Source organism: Dietzia timorensis (assembly GCF_001659785.1).
In the GTDB taxonomy this organism is placed as follows: Bacteria; Actinomycetota; Actinomycetes; order Mycobacteriales; family Mycobacteriaceae; genus Dietzia; species Dietzia timorensis.
In genome coordinates this window covers 2,719,937-2,736,408 of sequence record NZ_CP015961.1, presented here as the reverse complement: position 1 = coordinate 2,736,408, position 16,472 = coordinate 2,719,937, and the positions used below count along the sequence as shown (strand labels likewise).

Below are 16,472 nucleotides of genomic sequence, written 5' to 3'. Positions count from 1 at the left end.
AACGCGCTGGTCAAGGCCGGTAGGTGATGCGTCCCTGGAGCCTTTCCGCCGTGCTGGGAATGGTTAGTAGTAATAAGGGAATTCGTCCCAGTTCGGAGCCCGCTTCTCAAGGAAGGAATCGCGGCCCTCGACCGCCTCATCGGTCATGTACGCCAGGCGCGTCGCCTCCCCGGCGAACACCTGCTGGCCCATGAGCCCGTCGTCGGTGAGATTGAACGCGAACTTGAGCATCCGCTGCGCCGTCGGGGACTTGGAGTTGATGGCGCGCGCCCACTCGAGCGCGACGTTCTCCAGCTCGGCGTGGTCGGCGACCTCGTTGACCGCGCCCATCTGGTGCATCTTCTCCGCGTTGTAGGTGCGGCCGAGGAAGAAGATCTCGCGGGCGAACTTCTGGCCGACCTGCTTGGCCAGGTACGCCGAGCCGTAGCCGGCGTCGAACGAGCCCACATCGGCGTCGGTCTGCTTGAACCGGGCGTGCTCGCGGGAGGCGAGGGTCATGTCGCACACCACGTGCAGCGAATGACCGCCGCCCGCGGCCCAACCGTTGACGAGGCAGATGACGACCTTCGGCATCGTGCGGATGAGTCGCTGCACCTCGAGGATGTGCAGCCGCCCGCCCTCGGCCTTGACGCGTGCTTCATCGACCTTGTCGGCAGTCGCCGCGGCAACATCGCCGTCGTGCTCGGTCGCGTACTGGTAGCCCGAGCGACCGCGGATTCTCTGGTCGCCGCCGGAGCAGAACGCCCAGCCGCCGTCCTTTTCCGACGGCCCGTTCCCGGTGAACAGCACGGTGCCGACGTCCGGCGAGCGGCGAGCGTGGTCGAACACGCGGTAGAGCTCGTCGACCGTGTGCGGGCGGAACGCGTTACGCACCTCCGGGCGGTCGAACGCGATGCGCACCGTCCCGTCCTTGCGTTCCGTGCCGACGTGGCGGTGGTAGGTGAGGTCGGTGAGGTCCTCGAAGCCCGGCACCGTGCGCCACTGGCTCGGGTCGAAGGGGTTGCCGCTGGTCTGTGATGCGCTGGTCATGGCTGCCACGTTAGCGAACTAGCGTGGAGTCCATGGACGGAGCTATCGATAACCATGCGAACCCGGGCTGCGGGCTTGGGGACGGCAGCGGGAACGGCGTGGGCTGCGCGGGCATGCTGCCTGCGCTCGACGAGATCGTCGACCGCGCGCGGGTCGTGTCGCTGCCCATGCGGGTGCGCTTCCGCGACGTCACCCAGCGTGAGGCTTTGCTGGTCGAGGGCCCCGCGGGCTGGGGCGAGTTCGCGCCGTTCGCCGAATACGGCGACGCCGAGGCCGCCGCGTGGCTCGCCTCGGCGCTCGAAATGGCGTGGCAGGGGCCGCCGCAGCCGCTGCGCGAGCGGGTGCCGGTCAACGCGACGGTGCCGTCGTTTCCGCCCGCCGAGGTCGCGGGCATCCTCGACCTGTTCCCCGGGTGCCGGACCGTCAAGGTCAAGGTGGGGCCCTCACCGAGCACCCCGTCCACGCTGGATGACGACGCCGCGCGTGTGTCCGCGGCGCTGGCCGCGATCCCCGGCGCCTTGGTCCGGGTGGACGCCAACCGTGCGTGGACCGTTGCGGAGGCGTACGAGGCGGCGCGGGTGCTCGGACGCGTCGTCGCCGACGCCGGCGGGCAGTTCGAGTACATGGAGCAGCCGTGCGCGACGGTGCCGGAGCTCGCCCAGCTGCGGGGCGAGATCGCGGCGGGCGCCGAGCGCGGGGACATCGTCGGCGGGACGGTCGCCGGCGGCGCGATCGCAGTCGCCGCGGACGAGTCCATCCGTCGCGCCGAGGACCCGCTGCTCGTCGCGCACGCCGGGGGAGCGGACCGCGCCGTGGTGAAGGCGCCGCCGCTCGGCGGGCCGCGCCGGCTGCTCTCGGTTGCAGCCTCGCTGCGGGAACTCGGCCTCGACGTGACGGTCTCCAGCGCCCTCGACACCGCCGTCGGCATGGGTGCCGGTCTTGCCGCGGCGGCCGCGCTTCCCGCGGGCGCCGACGGGACCATCCCCGCATGCGGGCTCGGCACAGGCGGGCTCTTCGAAGAGGACGTCGCCGAGCCAAGGGAGCTGGTGGATGGAACGCTCTCTGCCGTCATGACCGAACCCGATCCCGCACGTCTGGGTGCGCTGGCCGCCTCCGGAGAGCGGAGGGACTGGTGGATCGCGCGGCTGCAGCGCTGCTACGAGGTGCTCGCGGCGGAAGCCACTGGGGCGTAGCGAACGCCGCGGTGCGCGCCGTTATTCGGAGTTCTTGCCCGGCCCGAATTCTGCGTAGAGGCCGGGGAGGATGCCCGCGAGGTGAGTGATTTCGATCTGATCGTGGAGAAGCTGCTCGTAGGCGAGCCGCCCACCGGCGAGGCGGGCCTTGAGACCGAGCGTGCCGGCGAGCCGGTCGAGGTCGAGCGCGCGGTTGCCGCGTCCGAGGGAGATTCGGTCCCCGAGCCGGTAGCGCGAGCGAAGCTCGAAACCTTCGTCGGTGTCGCGGACGAGGTGGACCATCGTCGCCGAGTATAGCCAGGGTCGGCGCAGGTAGACGTGGCCGCAGGCGCTCGCGTGGATGCCGGCGGCGGGCATTGCCGCGGCGTCGATGCCGAGCTCGCCCGGGTCGACGAAGCTGATCGCGATCTTCTGCAGGTCGGCGCCGATGTATTCGTCTATGTTGTGGGTGTTGCCGATGTAGCGCTGTTCGTCGGTGAGGCCCGGTGCGGTGAGCACGTCGCGGTTCTGCGCGAGCGCGCTCACGTGATTCCACGGGAACCACAGCGTGTAGCGGGCGGCCTCCACCGAATGCCACCAGAACCACCAGCGGAGCATCTCCGCCGTGGCGCCGGGAAAAATGGTGAGGCTCGTGGTGTATCCGGTGCCGTCCGGCAGCGCGCAGTATCCGGTCTCGACCTCGTGGTAGCCGGGCTCGAGCAGACGGTTGAGGTCGGAGCTCGTGGTGCGCAGGGCGAGCGCCGGGTCCATCGGCGCCTTGAGGGCGGGGAGCGCCTCTTCGCGCAGCCACATGTCCTCGCGGAAGAAATGGGCGTAGGGCTTATCGGCCACCAACTCGCGGTTCTTCTGCAACTGGCGCTGCGTGGATGTCGGGTAGTAGGTCACCGGGATCATGGGCGCACGTCTTCCTCACGAACGATCCTTGCGGGGCGGGCAGCGGGCGCCCGTTACATGGCCAACGTACTCATTTTGGCGCGTATGGTCGGCCGCTGAAGTGGCGAGATCAGATGTCCCTGGTGGTCCCGTTGCCTGTGGCGCCGTCGTCCTCGGGGCGTGAGGGGAGGATGGCGTCCGGCGAGGCGTTGTTTCCCGGCACCGAGCGCGGACTCGGCTGCTGGCCAGGATCCTGGCCAATCTGATAGTCCTGCGAGCCCTGCATGCCGGGCTTGCCCTGGCCGTCTTGTGCGCCCGGGAACCCCTCGCCGCCCGGGAACCCCTCGCCGCCCGGGAACCCCGGTCCGCCGTGTCCGAAGCCGTGCTGCCCGCCGAAGCTCAGGGAGCCCTGGGGGATCGCCTGCGCCGCGGCGACCCCGCTGCCCGCCGCGATACCGATCGCGAGCGCCGCGCCGACGGCCGTCTTGCGGCCCGACCACCGCACGGGGGTTCGCGCAGGTGAGGTCGCCGGGCCCGAGGCGGAAGCTGCGTCCGACGTCATAGGTGAATGGTTGTTCTGTGAATGTGAAGAAGATTTTTCCATGCGGCAAGCATGGGTGGCGAACCTTGGGCGGCGCTGTGAGCGCCCTGGGGTGCAGCGATTAATCGCTGATCGGTGTGAGCGAAGGAACTCCCAAGAAGCGCCGTGGATGTGCACAGGAGCGTCACAGCATGGCGGGAGAGGGTCGTTGCCATGACCACAACTGCCACAGAGCGCGACGCCGCCTCGCCGGGCCCCGAATCGGGCGCCGCGGCGGGACCTGCGTCGCCACCACGAGACACAGACCACTTCCCGACCGCAGACGGCCGCGGGCGCGACCCGCTGTGGAGCCGCGGCGCCGTCGCCGCGCTACTCATCGGCACCGCGGTGCTGTACTTCTGGAACATCACCGCGAACGGCTGGGCGAACTCCTTCTACTCGGCGGCCGTGCAGGCCGGCTCCGAGGACTGGACAGCGTTCTTCTACGGCTCCTCCGACGCGGCGAACTCGATCACCGTCGACAAGCCGCCGGCGGCGCTGTGGCTCATGGCGCTGAGCGTGCGCGCGTTCGGGCTCAACACGTTCGCGATCCTGCTGCCCGAGGTGCTCCTCGGCGTCGCGACCGTCTATGTCCTCTACCGCACCGTGCGCCGCTACTTCGGGCCCGGCGCCGGGCTACTCGCCGGCGCGACGCTCGCGATCACGCCCGTGGCCGTGCTCATGTTCCGCTTCAATAACCCGGACGCGCTGCTGGTATTCCTGCTCACGCTCGCCGCCTGGGCGACGCTGCGCGCGATCACCTCGGAGCGCCGCGCCGTCGGGTGGATGACCCTCGTCGGCGTGATCATCGGGTTCGCGTTCCTCACCAAGACGCTACAGGCGTTCCTCGTCGTGCCGTTCTTCGGTCTCGCGTTCCTCATCTGCGCGCAGGCGCCGATCCGCCGCAGGATCGTCGCGTCCCTCGCCGCGATCGCCGCGGTAGTCGTCGCCGGCGGCTGGTGGGTCGCGATCGTCGAGCTCGTGCCCGAATCCGCGCGCCCCTACATCGGCGGCAGCCAAACCAACTCGTTCCTCGAGCTCACCTTCGGCTACAACGGCCTCGGTCGCATCAACGGCGAGCAGGTCGGCGCAGTCGGCGGCCCCGGCGGCGGGGACATGGCCGGTGCCCCCGGCGGCGGCATGTGGGGCGAGACCGGGATCTGGCGCATGTTCGATTCCGAATCCGGCGGCCAGATCTCCTGGCTCATCCCCGCTGCGCTCGTCCTGCTCGTCGCCGGCCTGTGGCTGCTCGGCCGCGCCGCGCGCACCGATGCTCGCCGCGCCGCGCTCATCGTGTTCGGCGGATGGTTCGCCGTCACCTTCGTGACCTTCAGCTTCATGGCCGGGATCTTCCACTCCTATTACACCGTGGCGCTCGCCCCGGCGATCGCCGCGATGGTCGGCATGGGCGGCGCGCTTTCGTGGCAACACCGCGACCGCGTCGCCGGCCGAATCCCGCTCGCCCTCGCGGCCCTCGCCGCCGGCGTGTGGGGCTTCGTCCTCCTCACCCGCGCCGACTATTACGGCGACTGGCTGCGCATCGTGGTCCTCGCGGCCGGCATCTTCGCGGCGCTCGCCTTCCTCGTCGCGCACCGCATAGGGAAACGCTGGATGACGGCGGTCGTGCTCGCCGCGCTCGTGAGCGGGTCCGCGGGCCAACTTGCCTACGCCGCGACCACGGTGAACTCCGAGGTCACCGGCTCGATTGTCACCGCTGGCCCCGGCGGCATGGGCGGACCCGGCGGCATGGGCGGACCGGGCGGCATGGGCGGACCGGGCGGAATGCCCGGTGGCGCTGCTGGCGCAGCCCCGGGCTCAATACCCGGCGGAGCGACCGACGGCGGCGCGGGCGGAGGAATGCCCGGCGGCGGTGGTGGCATGGGCGGCCTGCTCGACGCCTCCGAACCGAGCGCCGAGGTCGTCGACGCGCTGAGCGCGGACGCCGGAGACTACACCTGGGTCGCCGCGGCGATCGGTAGCCAGAGCGCGGCCGGCCTTCAGCTGGCGACAGAGCTTCCGGTCATGTCGCTCGGCGGGTTCAACGGCTCCGACCCGAGCCCCACGCTCGAGCAATTCCAGCAATACGTCGCCGACGGAAAGGTGCATTACGTCCTGGCCTCCGGCGGCATGGGCGGTGCGCAGATGGGCGGATCGAACGAAGCGGCCGAGATCGTCGAGTGGGCCGAGGAGAACTTCACCGCCGTCACCTACGGCGACCAGACGTTCTACGACATGACCGCACCTCTCGACGGCGCAGGGGAGTAGTCCGGTGCACATATCGACAGATCCTGGAATCGAAACCCGCCCGGGAACGCTCGTCCTCGATGTCGTCGTTCCCGTGCTCAACGAGGTCCACACCATCGGCGCGTGCGTCGAACGGCTGCAGCGCCACCTCGCGGATACCTTCCCGTACCCGTACAGAATCACCATCGCCGACAACGGGTCCACCGACGGCACCGGCCGCGTCGCGGCGGAGCTCGTCCGACGTCATACCGGGGTGGTTCGCCTCGTGCAGCTCGCGGAGAAGGGGCGCGGCCGGGCGCTCAAGGCGGTGTGGAGCACCTCCGACGCGATGGTCGTGGCGTACATGGACGCGGACCTGTCCACCGACCTCGGCGCGCTGTGGCCGCTCGTCGCGCCGCTCATGTCCGGGCACTCGGACCTCGCGATCGGCACGAGGCTGCACCGGGCCTCGCGGGTGGTGCGCGGGACGAGCCGCGAGTTCATCTCGCGCTGCTACAACGCGGGCCTGTCGGTGGCACTCGGCGCGGGGTTCACCGACGCGCAGTGCGGGTTCAAGGCGATCCGCGCGGACGTCGCCGCGCAGCTGTTGCCGCTCGTCGGCGATAACGCATGGTTCTTCGACACCGAGCTTCTCGTGCTCGCCGAGCGCAGCGGACTTCGCATCCACGAGGTGCCCGTCGATTGGTACGACGACCCCGATTCGCGGGTCGACGTGGTCGGCACCGCGCTCGACGACATCCGCGGAGTTCTGCGGGTGCGCCGCTCGCTGCGGCGCGGCGCGCTGCCGGTCGACGAGATCCGCGCGCGGATCGGCCGCACGATGCCCTCGGCGCAGACCGGCGGCCAGGTGATCCGCTTCGCCGCCGTCGGAGCGCTGACCACCGTCCTCCACCTGGGCGGGTTCGCCGTTCTGCAGGTCTTGGGAATCATGACGGCGCAGATCGCGAATATCGTGGCGCTCGCTGCCGCGACGGTCATTAACACCGCGCTCAACCGGTCGTGGACGTTCAACGTCGTGTCCCGGCGCGGAACCCTGTGGCACCAGGTGCAGGGGCTGGCGATTCTCGGGCTCACGTGGCTGCTCACCGCTGGCGCGCTGGCCGTGCTCGGCGCGGTGTGGCCGGGCGCGCCGACGGCCGTGCAGACGGTCACCGTCGGGGTGGGGACGATCGCGGCGACGGTGGTGAAGTTCTTTGTCATGCGCCGCTGGCGAAGGGTGGACGGGGTCGAACCGCCCGAACGGGCCGAAGCGTCGGAGCCCGCCGACGCGAACGGCATCCCCGCGAGCTGCGGGGCGCCTACGGGAAGATGATCTTCCGCTGCCCGTCGAGCAGGACCCGGGACTGCGCGAACCATGTCACCGCCTGACGCAGCGCCCGCGATTCGGTGTCCTGCCCGATCGCGCGGAGCTCGTCCACCGAGCGCGTGTGGTCGACGCGCGTGACCTCCTGCTCAATGATCGGCCCCTCGTCGAGATCGGCGGTGACGAAATGAGCGGTCGCGCCGATCTGCTTGACCCCGCGCGCGTGCGCCTGCCGGTACGGGTTCGCGCCCTTGAATCCGGGCAGGAACGAGTGGTGGATGTTGATGCACCGCCCCGCGAGCTTCTTGCACAGCTCAGGCGAGAGGATCTGCATGTACCGGGCGAGCACGACGAGCTCGATGTCGTAGGCGTCGACGAGCTCGAGCACCCGCCGCTCGAACGCGTCCCTGTCCTCTGCGCCGCCGATCGGCCGGTATTCGAAATCGACGCCGTAGAACTGCGACAGCGGCCCCGGGTTCGGATGGTTCGCGAGCACCACCGGCACATCGATGGGCACATTGCCGCTGCTGCGCTGGAACAGCAGGTCGCCGAGGCAATGCTCCTCCTTCGACGCGAGGATCAATGTCTTGCATTGCCGGCCGGCGACGTCAACGGACAAATCCGCCTTATGCCGTGTGACGACGGAGTCGAGCGCCTCCCGAAGCGCGTCCGCGCTCGCGTCGGTCTGCACCTGCAGGCGCATGTAGAAGTGGCCATTATCGGCGTTGACGAACTGCTGGCTCTCGGTGACGTTGCCGTCGACGGAGAGCACAGCGCCCGTGACCGCGTGGACGATGCCCGGCCCGTCCGGGCACACGAGGGTCACGACGAATTCCGACTGGCGGAGGGTGCTCATGGGCATTAATCTTAACGGTCGCCATTACCGGCGTTCGCCCGAGGTCGCTGCGCGTGACGGGGCTAAGGGACAAAAAGTGTGTCTGAGATCGGTGATTTGTGAGGGATGAGCTGCGCGGATTCGATATTTATAATCCGCTGATCATTATTTCGCGACCTTACGTGACATCTGCAGCCGGTTATGAGTGCCGGGGCGTGTGCTGGCGTAATGGCCCAAAATCACCCCGCATGCCCGATATGTGGTCACACGATGAAACGCAACGGCACAACAGGCGCCGGCACGACCAGATGGCGATGCCGATCGTGTGGATCCTCTTCGACCAAACACCGCCCCGATCGGCGGCTCGATGCTCGTTTCCGCTGGTTCATCGATTACCTCACCGGAACCGGCTCTCTCGACCAGGTTGCGGCCGACCACGGAATTTCCAGGCGCACCCTCAATCGCTATTTCCACACGTTCTGGTACGTCCAAGTCCCGGTCCCCGCCGACCGTTTCCGCGTCTATGACCAGCTATTTATCGACGGAACCTATACCGCAGCCGGGTGCCTGCTGGTGGCCGCGACCCGCACACACGTTGTGGCCTGGCACTGGGCCCGCCGTGAAAATATCCAGGCCTACCGCACCTTGCTCGAACATATGGCCCCACCACTGATGGTCGTCATCGACGGCGGCCAAGGCGCTGCCACCGCGATCGCCAAGCAATGGCCTCGCACGATCGTGCAACGCTGCCTGGTCCATGCCCAACGCAACGTCCGCCGCCACACCACCAGCAGGCCACGAACCGACGCCGGTCGAGCGATCTACCAACTTGCCCTGCAACTGACCCGCATCACGACCGTGGAACAGGCCACCGAATGGATCGTCCACCTCAACGACTTCGGACGGATCTACAAACACTGGCTCAACGAAAAGACCCCGCCACCTCCAGGTAAGACCGGCGCGTGGACCTTCACCCACGACCGAACCCGGAAAGCGTATAACAGCCTGCTCTACCTGCACAGACACAAACTGTTATTTCGCTATCTCGACCCGCCACCGGGCGCGATAGCCCCCGAACTCATCACAGCAACCACGAACACTCTCGAGGGCGGCATCAATGCCGGGATCAAAGTCCACGCCTTCGCCCACCGCGGACAAGCCGCCGAACACCAACGCCTGATGTGCGAATGGTGGCTCTATCTCAAAACCGAAGCCCCTGACGACCCGCTACAGATCGCCAGAGGCCAACAGTGGGGCAAGAACGCACTCGCCAAAGCACAAGCCCTCACCCACAACGAGAACCTCGCCGACCACGAAACCGGACGACCAGCCCTCTACGACAACGCTATCGAATGGTCCAACTCCCAAGGCATCCAAAAAGGATGGATCCACTAACGACACGCCCGAGCCAGACACACATTTTGTCCCTTAGCCCGCGTGACGGGCGGAAAATTTAATGGCTCCGAGCGCGACCAAGGTATTTCGCGTGGAGGTGACACGCTGCGCGCTCGGAGCCATTCGCTGCCCGGGGCGTCGACCGACTCTTGCGGCCGGACGAGGGTTTACGCCGCGGGGCAATTCTCGCGGGCGCACCGCGTTGTGCGGTGCGCAGTGTCCATCGAGGGGACAATTACGACATTGCATCGGGCGCGGAAATCGTTACGCCCTATAACCGTCAACATCGAAAAAGATTTCATAATCCCAGATGGCGCGGCCGAAATGAGTGTCGATGTCCGGTGCGCGGCCCACCCGATTAGGCTTGGGAGCAATGACTTCCGCAAACCCCTCCACCGCCCAGTCGCGCATCGTCGTCGACGAACTCCTGCGCCACGGGGTGCGCGATGTCGTGCTGTGCCCGGGCTCGCGCAGCGCGGGCGTCGCGTTCGCGCTCGCCGCGGCGGCGGCGGAGGAGCGGGTGCGGCTGCACGTGCGGATCGACGAGCGCAGCGCGGGCTTTCTTGCTCTCGGTCTCTCCCTTGACTCGGACCTGCCGGTGCCGGTCGTCGTCACCAGCGGCACCGCCGTGGCGAACCTGCACCCGGCGATCATCGAGGCGCACGAGTCGTGTGTGCAGGTCATCGCGGTCACCGCGAACCGCCCGCCCTCGCTGTGGGGCAGCGGCGCGAACCAGACCATCGAGCAGCACCGCGCCTTCGGCCAGCACGCGCCGACGGCGCACATGCCGCTCGCGCGCGACCTCGCCGAGGCGCCACGCTGGCGTTCGCTCGTCGGCCGCGCGATGCACCTGTCGCAGGATCCGGCGCCCGGCCCCGTGCAGCTCGACCTGCCCTTCGTCGAGCCGCTCGTGCCCGGCGAGGGCGACGAGGACGACACCGCCGCATTCTTGGGCGCCGGCGAGGGCGAGGCCGCCAATCCATGGATCACCCGCTTGATGACGTCGGACGCCGCAACCCCCGCGGCCTCCGCGCGCCCCGGCCCGGGGCAGGCGGCCCCGGCCGCCCACTTCGACGGCCTCGACTTCGGGCCCGCGACGCGCACGCTCGTCATTGCCGGCTCCGATGCCGGAGAGCTCGGCCCTCTCGCCGGCCTCCCGACGTTCGCCGAGCCCGGTGCGGCCGTGCCGCGCCACTCCGTGCACCCACTCGCCGTGCCCGCGCTGTCGCCGGACCGCGTGATCGTCGTCGGCCGGCCCACCCTCCACCGGCCGGTGAACACGCTGCTGTCCAGGCAAGGGGTGGAGGTGTTCGCCATCCGCGGGCGTTCGCACCTGTATTACAACCCCTCGGGCGCAGCGCAGACCCAGTTGCCGGCGCTGCCTGCGCCCCGGTCCGGTGCCGCCGAATGGCAGGCCGGCGAGGAGTGGCTCGCCGAGGCGTCGAACGCGAACACGAAAGCCCGACAGGCGGTACACGCCGAATTGCGGAAATCAGCGGACGGGGAGGTGCCGCCGACGGGGATGGACGTGGCCTCCGCCGTCATGCGCGGATTGGCGCAGGGGGACGCGCTATTCGTCGGCGCATCGAACCCCATCCGCGACGTCTCGCTCGTCGACGCCCTGCCCGGCGGGGTGCGGGTCTACTCGAACCGCGGCGCCTCCGGCATCGACGGCAACGTCTCGACCGCGACGGGGATCGCGCTGTCTCGCGACGGCGGGACGGCGAGCGGCCGGACGGTCGCGCTCGTCGGCGATCTCACGTTCCTCCACGACATCGGCGCGCTGCTCGTCGGCCCGGGGGAGCCGCGCCCCGCGGACCTCACCATCGTCGTCGCCAACGATTCGGGCGGAGGCATCTTCTCCCTCCTAGAACAGGGCGATGAACGGTTCGCCACGCACTTCGAGCGGGTCTTCGGCACCCCGCACCACGCCGACCTCGCCGCGCTGTGCGCCGGCTACGGCATCGCGTACGCGGCGCCGGAGATCGGCGAGCTCCCCGGGCTACTCGCCGGTGGCGCGGGCGGTGTGCGCGTGCTCGAGGTGCGCACCTCGCGCCGCGGGCTACGGGAACGCCACCGCCGCATCGGGGGCCGGTGATGGCCGCCTCGGTCCGCCGGCGCCGCAAGCGCAGGCCCGCGCGCATCGTCCAGATCGTCGCCGCGACGCTCGGGATCTTCATCGTCGTCGGCGCCGGATTGCTTGCAGCGTCGGTGGTGATCGACGACGTGCGCATCGACGCCGACCGCGCGACCGCTACCGCTTTGGTCACCGATGTGTCCCCGCGTCGCGCGGCCATTTCGTTCACCACCGAGACCGGGCAGCACGTGCGCCCGCCCGAGGGGGTCTTCTATCCCACCGGGCTCGCCGAGGGGCAGCGCATTCAGGTCGATTACCGCCGCGCCAATCCGTCGCTGGTCCGAGTATCGGGGAGATCATGGACCGTCGCCGCGTGGCCCATCGCCTCCGTCGTCATACTCGGTGGTGGTCCGTGCCTGCTCGCGTACCTGGGGGCCGGGCGGGTACTGCGGCGCTCCGGGGCGGGCGGTCGATCCGGCGAACGGTCCGGCGCTGATTCTCACGACGAGGCGCACGAGGACACCCATGGGACACGAGACGTTAACCCGGGTCGCCAAGATGTCACCTAAAGGTGGCCGACGCGTTGACCTCGACTCACCCGTAGTCCAGCTGGTGGAGCGACGATAAGGGCTGTGCGTATCGCAATCGTTGCCGAGTCGTTCCTTCCCAACGTCAATGGGGTCACCAACTCCGTGCTGCGTGTGCTCGAATACGCGCGGCGGCACGGGCACGAATGCCTTGTCATCGCGCCACGCGCCGAGGTCGGGCTGATCGAGGGCGCCACCACCGCCGTGCGGGCGAATCCGTACGTGCAGGCGCTCAGTCCCTTGTTGACGGCGGAGTCCGTGCATTACGGGGACCGCGACCACTACCTCGGCTATCCGATCCACCGCGTGACGGCTGTGCGAGTGCCGGGGATCTCCTCGCTCCCGGTGGCCGCGCCGAGCCCGAGCGTCTACGCCGCGCTCAAGATGTTCGACGCGGACGTGGTGCACCTCGCCTCGCCGTTCTCCCTCGGCGCCGCCGGCGCGGCGGCCGCGAAGGCCCTCGGCGTGCCGTGCGTCGCCGTGTACCAGACCGATGTCGCCGGATTCTCCGAGTCCTACGGGTACTCCATGCTCTCGGAGGCCGTGTGGGCGTGGATCCGGACAGTGCACGCCTCCTGCGCGCGGACCCTCGCGCCGTCGACGGCCGCGATGGAGGATCTCGCCGCGCATCACATTCCGCGCCTGCACCGTTGGGGCCGCGGGGTCGACGCGGAAGGATTCAACCCGTCCAAGCGCCGCGAGGAACTGCACAACTTCTGGTCCCCGCAGGGGCGCCCGGTCGTCGGTTTCGTCGGACGGCTCGCCCCGGAGAAGCATGTCGAGCGGCTGCAGGCACTGGCCGACCGTTCGGGACCCGGCGGCGACATCCAGCTGGTCATCGTCGGTGACGGGCCGGAGCGCGGCGCGCTCGAACGCGCGATGCCGCATGCCGTATTCACTGGCGCGCTCGGCGGGGCCGAGCTCCACGCCGCGTACGCGACGATGGACGTGTTCTGCCACGCCGGCGAGTTCGAGACGTTCTGTCAGGCCATCCAGGAGGCGCACGCCTCCGGCGTTCCCGTCGTGGGCCCGCGCGCAGGCGGACCGCGCGACCTCGTGCAGGACGGGATCAACGGCTTCCTGCTCGCGCCGAGCGAGTACGCCGCGCGGGTCTCCACGACGGTCGACGAGATCCTTACCGACCTGCCGCGCTACCGGCTCGCCGCGCGCGACACCGTCGCCGAGCGCACCTGGGACTCGCTGTGCGAGCCGCTCATGGAGCACTACGAGGCGGTTGGCGCTCGCTCGCGGCGCGTCGTCCGCCCGTGGGCGTTCGAGCCGCTCGCCCCGCGGACCTGGATTTCACGCCGACGCGCCCCACTCGCAGCGCTCTAACGCGGCACTCTAACGCGTCGCTGCGTCGTGCCTTGGCATCGGCGTCGCGCCGTGATGGCCGAGCGGAGCCCCGCTCGGCAAGGCCGGCTACGCCTTCTCGATAGCTTCGACGAATGCGTCGAGATCGTCCGGGGTTCGCGAGGTGATGAGCGGCCAGCCCCCGGTCTCGCATGTGACGACGGGCTCGTCGTGCCACGTTGCACCGGCGTTGATCATGTCGGCTCGGATGTTGCCGACCGAGGTGAGGTTCTTGTTCTTCGCGAGCCCCGCGTCGACCAACACCCACGGGGCGTGGCAGATGGCGGCAATGGTGCGGCCCGCGTCCGCCTGTTTCTTGACCAGCGTGCGGATGCCCTCATCGACGCGCGCGGCATCGGCATTGAGCGTGCCACCGGGGAGCACGACCACATCGAACTCGCCGCTCAGGTCCGCGACCTTGGTATCGGTGGGCACGGCGACGTCGCGGTCTCTGTCGTGGAGGAAGGTCTGTACGTCTTCGCCGGACGGCGTCGCGACCGTCACGTCGTTGCCGGACTCGCGCAGCTTGCGTAGCGGGACCGTGATCTCGTCGCGCTCGGTGCCGAAATCGGTGGAAAGGATAACGATCTTCTTGGCCATTTTTTCTCCTCACGAAGCGTGGAAGCGTCGTATGACGGCGGGGCGTGCCCGCCGAGTCAGGGCGAAAATCCCTGCTCCACCGACGCTACGCGGCACGTCGCCGGGTATGCAGGAGCCCAGGGCACGCGCGCGCTCCGGGGCCGCGAGGCGGTAAGCTCGTGGGCGTGTCACGCGCAAATCTAGACAAGCAGCCCGGCGATGTCGCCTCGATGTTCGACGGCGTCGCCGCCCGCTACGACCTCACCAATACGGTGATGACGGCCGGGCTCGACAAGGCCTGGCGGGCGCGCACCCGCGCGGAGCTCTCGCCGCGGCCGGGCGAGCGGATCCTCGATATCGCCGCCGGCACGTCGGTATCCACCGAGGGGTTGGCCAAGTCCGGCGCGTTCTGCGTCGCGGCGGATTTCTCGCTCGGCATGCTCAAAAACGGTGCGAAGCGCGATGTGCCGAAGGTCGCCGCGGATGCGATGGCGCTTCCGTTCGCCGATCTGTCCTTCGACGCGGTCACCATATCCTTCGGCCTGCGCAACGTCGCCGACACCAAGGCGGGCCTCGCCGACATGGCGAGGGTGACTCGCCCGGGCGGCCGCCTCGTGGTCTGCGAGTTCTCGCAGCCGGTGTTCGGCCCCTTCCGCAAGGTCTACATCGAATACATCATGCGCGCGCTCCCGGCGATCGCCACGCGCGTGTCCTCGAACCCCGACGCCTACAGTTACCTCGCCGAGTCCATCCGCGAATGGCCTGCCCAGGCGGAGCTCGCCGACATCATCGAGGACTCCGGGTGGACCGCGTGCCGCGTCGTCAATCTCACCGGCGGGATGGTCGCGCTGCACATCGCCGAGAAGCCCTCGGCCCCGAAGAAGCGCTAGCGGCGTTAGCGGCGCAAGCCGCTGGGGTCCTAATCCGCAGCTGCATCCGCATCAGGCGAACAGCGGCCGCCCCTGCACGCGGTCGATGAGCCGGTGGCCCCTGCCGAAACCGCGCCACAGCGCCGAGACCAGGTCCGCGTCGTCCTCGGTCACCACGTTGCCCATGCACCGCACCGCCGCCGTCATCAACGTTTCCGAACCCATTCCTGTCGGCCCGACCGCAGGCAGGAATCGCGGGTAGGTGAGCAGCGCCGCGAGCCGCCGCGCCAGCGCGAAGGAAGGGCCGAACTCCTTCCGAAGCACCTGCGGCCACACCTTGGTCAGCGCGCCCGCGCCCAGCGGATCTGTGGAGGAAAGATGCTCTGCGACAACCCCGGCGAGCAGGCGGCCCGCCTCGAGCCCGTAGTCGATACCCTCGCCGTTGAGCGGGTTGATGAGCCCCGCAGCGTCGCCGGTGAGCGCCCAGTTGGGCCCCGCCACGCCGGACACCGCCCCGCCCATCGGCAGGAACGCGCTGGCCACTTCGCGCGGCTCACCGTGCAGGCCCCACTCCTCGCGCACCTTCGGCACGTACGCCGCGAGCAGTTCGCGGACGTTGACGTTCGCCGGCCGATCCGACGTCGCGAGCGCGCCGACACCGAGGTTGACCGAACCATCGCCGAGCGGGAACACCCAGCCATAGCCGGGCTGGATGGCACCGGCCGCATCGCGCAGCTCCAGGTCGGAGCCGATCCACGGGCGATCGTGCGCGTCCGCCGTCATATACGACCGGGCGGCGACCGCGAAGGGGAGGTCCCTGTGCCAGCGGCGGCCGAGCGCGCGGCCGACCGAAGAGCGAGCCCCGTCCGCGCCGACGACGACGCGCGCCGAAATCTGCTGCTCGGCGCCGTCCGGCCCGGAGAGCGTCACCTCGGAGGGGGTAACTCCGCCCATGACGTCGGACGTGCCGGTAATCCGGGCGGTCCAGCCCGCGTGGAGCCGCGCACCTTCTTCGGCAGCCTTCTCGGCGAGGGCGCGGTCGAGCTCGCGCCGCGGCACGGCGGAGCCACGCGTGCCGAAGCGCCCGGCGGGCCACGGAATCTCGTGCTCCGTGCCGAAGCCGCGTAGCCGCAGCCCCTGGATCGAGATCCGCTCGCCGGCCCACTCGGAGAGCCCGAGGCGCCGCATCTCGGCCATCGCGCGGGGGGTGAGCCCGTCACCGCACGTCTTGTCCCGGCCGAGCGGCGCGCGGTCGGCGAGGACAACGTCGATGCCGCGCCGCGCGAGCCACGTGGCCGCCGCCGAACCCGCGGGCCCGGCGCCGACGATGAGCACGTCGCACTCGGCGGGTGGCGCGTGGTTCTCGGGGGTCGGGCGGGGCGCGTTCTCGGCTGTCTCACTCACGCCCTCCATCTTGGCATCGACATGAGTGGGCTCGCGGATTCGGAGTGCCTAGAATGAGGTGTCCGCCACACCTGCGCCCGCGCGCGCGGGCGCGGTGCGCCGCGAAGGCGGCGGAGAACGTAGGCTAGCGCATAGCGCCCGTTACCTTCTG

Annotated in this window: 14 protein-coding genes; 8 read left to right on the top strand and 6 right to left on the bottom strand. The window is 69.5% G+C overall.

What is annotated here, in order from left to right:
- Window positions 1–63: 63 nt before the first annotated feature.
- Window positions 64–1,029, bottom strand: a complete 966-nt coding sequence (locus BJL86_RS12690; protein ID WP_075845001.1) for a 1,4-dihydroxy-2-naphthoyl-CoA synthase — start codon at window positions 1,027–1,029, stop codon at window positions 64–66.
- Between the two features lie 113 nt (window positions 1,030–1,142).
- Between BJL86_RS12690 and BJL86_RS12685 the strand changes: the two genes are divergently transcribed.
- Complete coding sequence (locus BJL86_RS12685; protein WP_075845175.1) at window positions 1,143–2,222, top strand: o-succinylbenzoate synthase; 1,080 nt, start codon at window positions 1,143–1,145, stop codon at window positions 2,220–2,222.
- Window positions 2,223–2,243: 21 nt separating this feature from the next.
- Here the strand turns inward: BJL86_RS12685 and BJL86_RS12680 are convergent, their stop codons facing one another.
- Together BJL86_RS12680 and BJL86_RS17425 are read right to left on the bottom strand one after the other, a co-directional pair.
- Entirely contained in the window at window positions 2,244–3,116 is an 873-nt protein-coding gene (locus BJL86_RS12680; RefSeq protein WP_075845000.1) for a DAPG hydrolase family protein, read from the bottom strand.
- Window positions 3,117–3,225: 109 nt separating this feature from the next.
- Window positions 3,226–3,657 carry a hypothetical protein gene (locus tag BJL86_RS17425; protein WP_075844999.1) on the bottom strand — a complete coding sequence of 144 codons (432 nt, stop codon included), beginning with the start codon at window positions 3,655–3,657 and terminating at the stop codon, window positions 3,226–3,228.
- 192 nt (window positions 3,658–3,849) lie between these two features.
- Here BJL86_RS17425 and BJL86_RS12670 point away from each other — a divergent pair, with 192 nt between their 5' ends.
- On the top strand, window positions 3,850–5,940 hold the full coding sequence (locus BJL86_RS12670; protein ID WP_075844998.1) for an ArnT family glycosyltransferase: 2,091 nt from the start codon (window positions 3,850–3,852) through the stop codon (window positions 5,938–5,940).
- 4 nt (window positions 5,941–5,944) lie between these two features.
- On the top strand, window positions 5,945–7,231 hold the full coding sequence (locus BJL86_RS12665; RefSeq protein ID WP_067478507.1) for a bifunctional glycosyltransferase family 2/GtrA family protein: 1,287 nt from the start codon (window positions 5,945–5,947) through the stop codon (window positions 7,229–7,231).
- Here BJL86_RS12665 and purU read toward each other — a convergent pair.
- Complete coding sequence (gene purU, locus BJL86_RS12660; RefSeq protein ID WP_067478504.1) at window positions 7,218–8,078, bottom strand: formyltetrahydrofolate deformylase; 861 nt, start codon at window positions 8,076–8,078, stop codon at window positions 7,218–7,220. The two genes, BJL86_RS12665 and purU, sit on opposite strands and share 14 nt — an antisense overlap.
- Before the next feature lie 207 nt (window positions 8,079–8,285).
- Here purU and BJL86_RS12655 point away from each other — a divergent pair, with 207 nt between their 5' ends.
- The 4 genes from BJL86_RS12655 to BJL86_RS12640 all read left to right on the top strand — a co-directional run bounded on the left by BJL86_RS12655 (window position 8,286) and on the right by BJL86_RS12640 (window position 13,451).
- Window positions 8,286–9,452, top strand: a complete 1,167-nt coding sequence (locus tag BJL86_RS12655) for an IS1249 family transposase (RefSeq protein WP_067473417.1) — start codon at window positions 8,286–8,288, stop codon at window positions 9,450–9,452.
- 373 nt (window positions 9,453–9,825) lie between these two features.
- Window positions 9,826–11,550 (top strand): 2-succinyl-5-enolpyruvyl-6-hydroxy-3-cyclohexene-1-carboxylic-acid synthase, encoded by a 1,725-nt coding sequence (gene menD / locus BJL86_RS12650; RefSeq protein WP_075844997.1) that lies wholly within the window; start codon window positions 9,826–9,828, stop codon window positions 11,548–11,550.
- Window positions 11,550–12,098: a DUF3592 domain-containing protein gene (locus tag BJL86_RS12645; protein WP_067474045.1), complete on the top strand. Its 549-nt coding sequence runs from the start codon at window positions 11,550–11,552 to the stop codon at window positions 12,096–12,098. The genes menD and BJL86_RS12645 overlap by 1 nt, the downstream gene beginning before the upstream one ends.
- Before the next feature lie 63 nt (window positions 12,099–12,161).
- Entirely contained in the window at window positions 12,162–13,451 is a 1,290-nt protein-coding gene (locus tag BJL86_RS12640) for a glycosyltransferase family 4 protein (protein ID WP_067474042.1), read from the top strand.
- 87 nt (window positions 13,452–13,538) lie between these two features.
- Here the strand turns inward: BJL86_RS12640 and BJL86_RS12635 are convergent, their stop codons facing one another.
- Complete coding sequence (locus BJL86_RS12635) at window positions 13,539–14,069, bottom strand: DJ-1/PfpI family protein (RefSeq protein ID WP_067474040.1); 531 nt, start codon at window positions 14,067–14,069, stop codon at window positions 13,539–13,541.
- A 164-nt stretch (window positions 14,070–14,233) separates the two neighbouring features.
- Between BJL86_RS12635 and BJL86_RS12630 the strand changes: the two genes are divergently transcribed.
- Window positions 14,234–14,938: a demethylmenaquinone methyltransferase gene (locus BJL86_RS12630; RefSeq protein ID WP_067474048.1), complete on the top strand. Its 705-nt coding sequence runs from the start codon at window positions 14,234–14,236 to the stop codon at window positions 14,936–14,938.
- Window positions 14,939–14,989: 51 nt separating this feature from the next.
- Here BJL86_RS12630 and BJL86_RS12625 read toward each other — a convergent pair whose 3' ends face one another.
- Window positions 14,990–16,330, bottom strand: coding sequence for a geranylgeranyl reductase family protein (locus BJL86_RS12625; RefSeq protein ID WP_075844996.1), 1,341 nt, complete (start codon window positions 16,328–16,330; stop codon window positions 14,990–14,992).
- Between the last annotated feature and the right edge of the window lie 142 nt (window positions 16,331–16,472).

Excerpts from the sequence above, each read along its gene's own strand:
- BJL86_RS12655 (WP_067473417.1), top strand. The coding sequence starts at position 8,286 with ATGGCCCAAAATCACCCCGCATGCCCGATATGTGGTCACACGATGAAA.
- BJL86_RS12670 (WP_075844998.1), top strand. The coding sequence starts at position 3,850 with ATGACCACAACTGCCACAGAGCGCGACGCCGCCTCGCCGGGCCCCGAA.
- BJL86_RS12685 (WP_075845175.1), top strand. The coding sequence starts at position 1,143 with ATGCTGCCTGCGCTCGACGAGATCGTCGACCGCGCGCGGGTCGTGTCG.
- purU (WP_067478504.1), bottom strand. The coding sequence starts at position 8,078 with ATGAGCACCCTCCGCCAGTCGGAATTCGTCGTGACCCTCGTGTGCCCG.
- BJL86_RS12635 (WP_067474040.1), bottom strand. The coding sequence starts at position 14,069 with ATGGCCAAGAAGATCGTTATCCTTTCCACCGATTTCGGCACCGAGCGC.
- BJL86_RS12690 (WP_075845001.1), bottom strand. The coding sequence starts at position 1,029 with ATGACCAGCGCATCACAGACCAGCGGCAACCCCTTCGACCCGAGCCAG.
- BJL86_RS12680 (WP_075845000.1), bottom strand. The coding sequence starts at position 3,116 with ATGATCCCGGTGACCTACTACCCGACATCCACGCAGCGCCAGTTGCAG.
- menD (WP_075844997.1), top strand. The coding sequence starts at position 9,826 with ATGACTTCCGCAAACCCCTCCACCGCCCAGTCGCGCATCGTCGTCGAC.
- BJL86_RS17425 (WP_075844999.1), bottom strand. The coding sequence starts at position 3,657 with ATGACGTCGGACGCAGCTTCCGCCTCGGGCCCGGCGACCTCACCTGCG.
- BJL86_RS12645 (WP_067474045.1), top strand. The coding sequence starts at position 11,550 with ATGGCCGCCTCGGTCCGCCGGCGCCGCAAGCGCAGGCCCGCGCGCATC.
- BJL86_RS12625 (WP_075844996.1), bottom strand. The coding sequence starts at position 16,330 with ATGGAGGGCGTGAGTGAGACAGCCGAGAACGCGCCCCGCCCGACCCCC.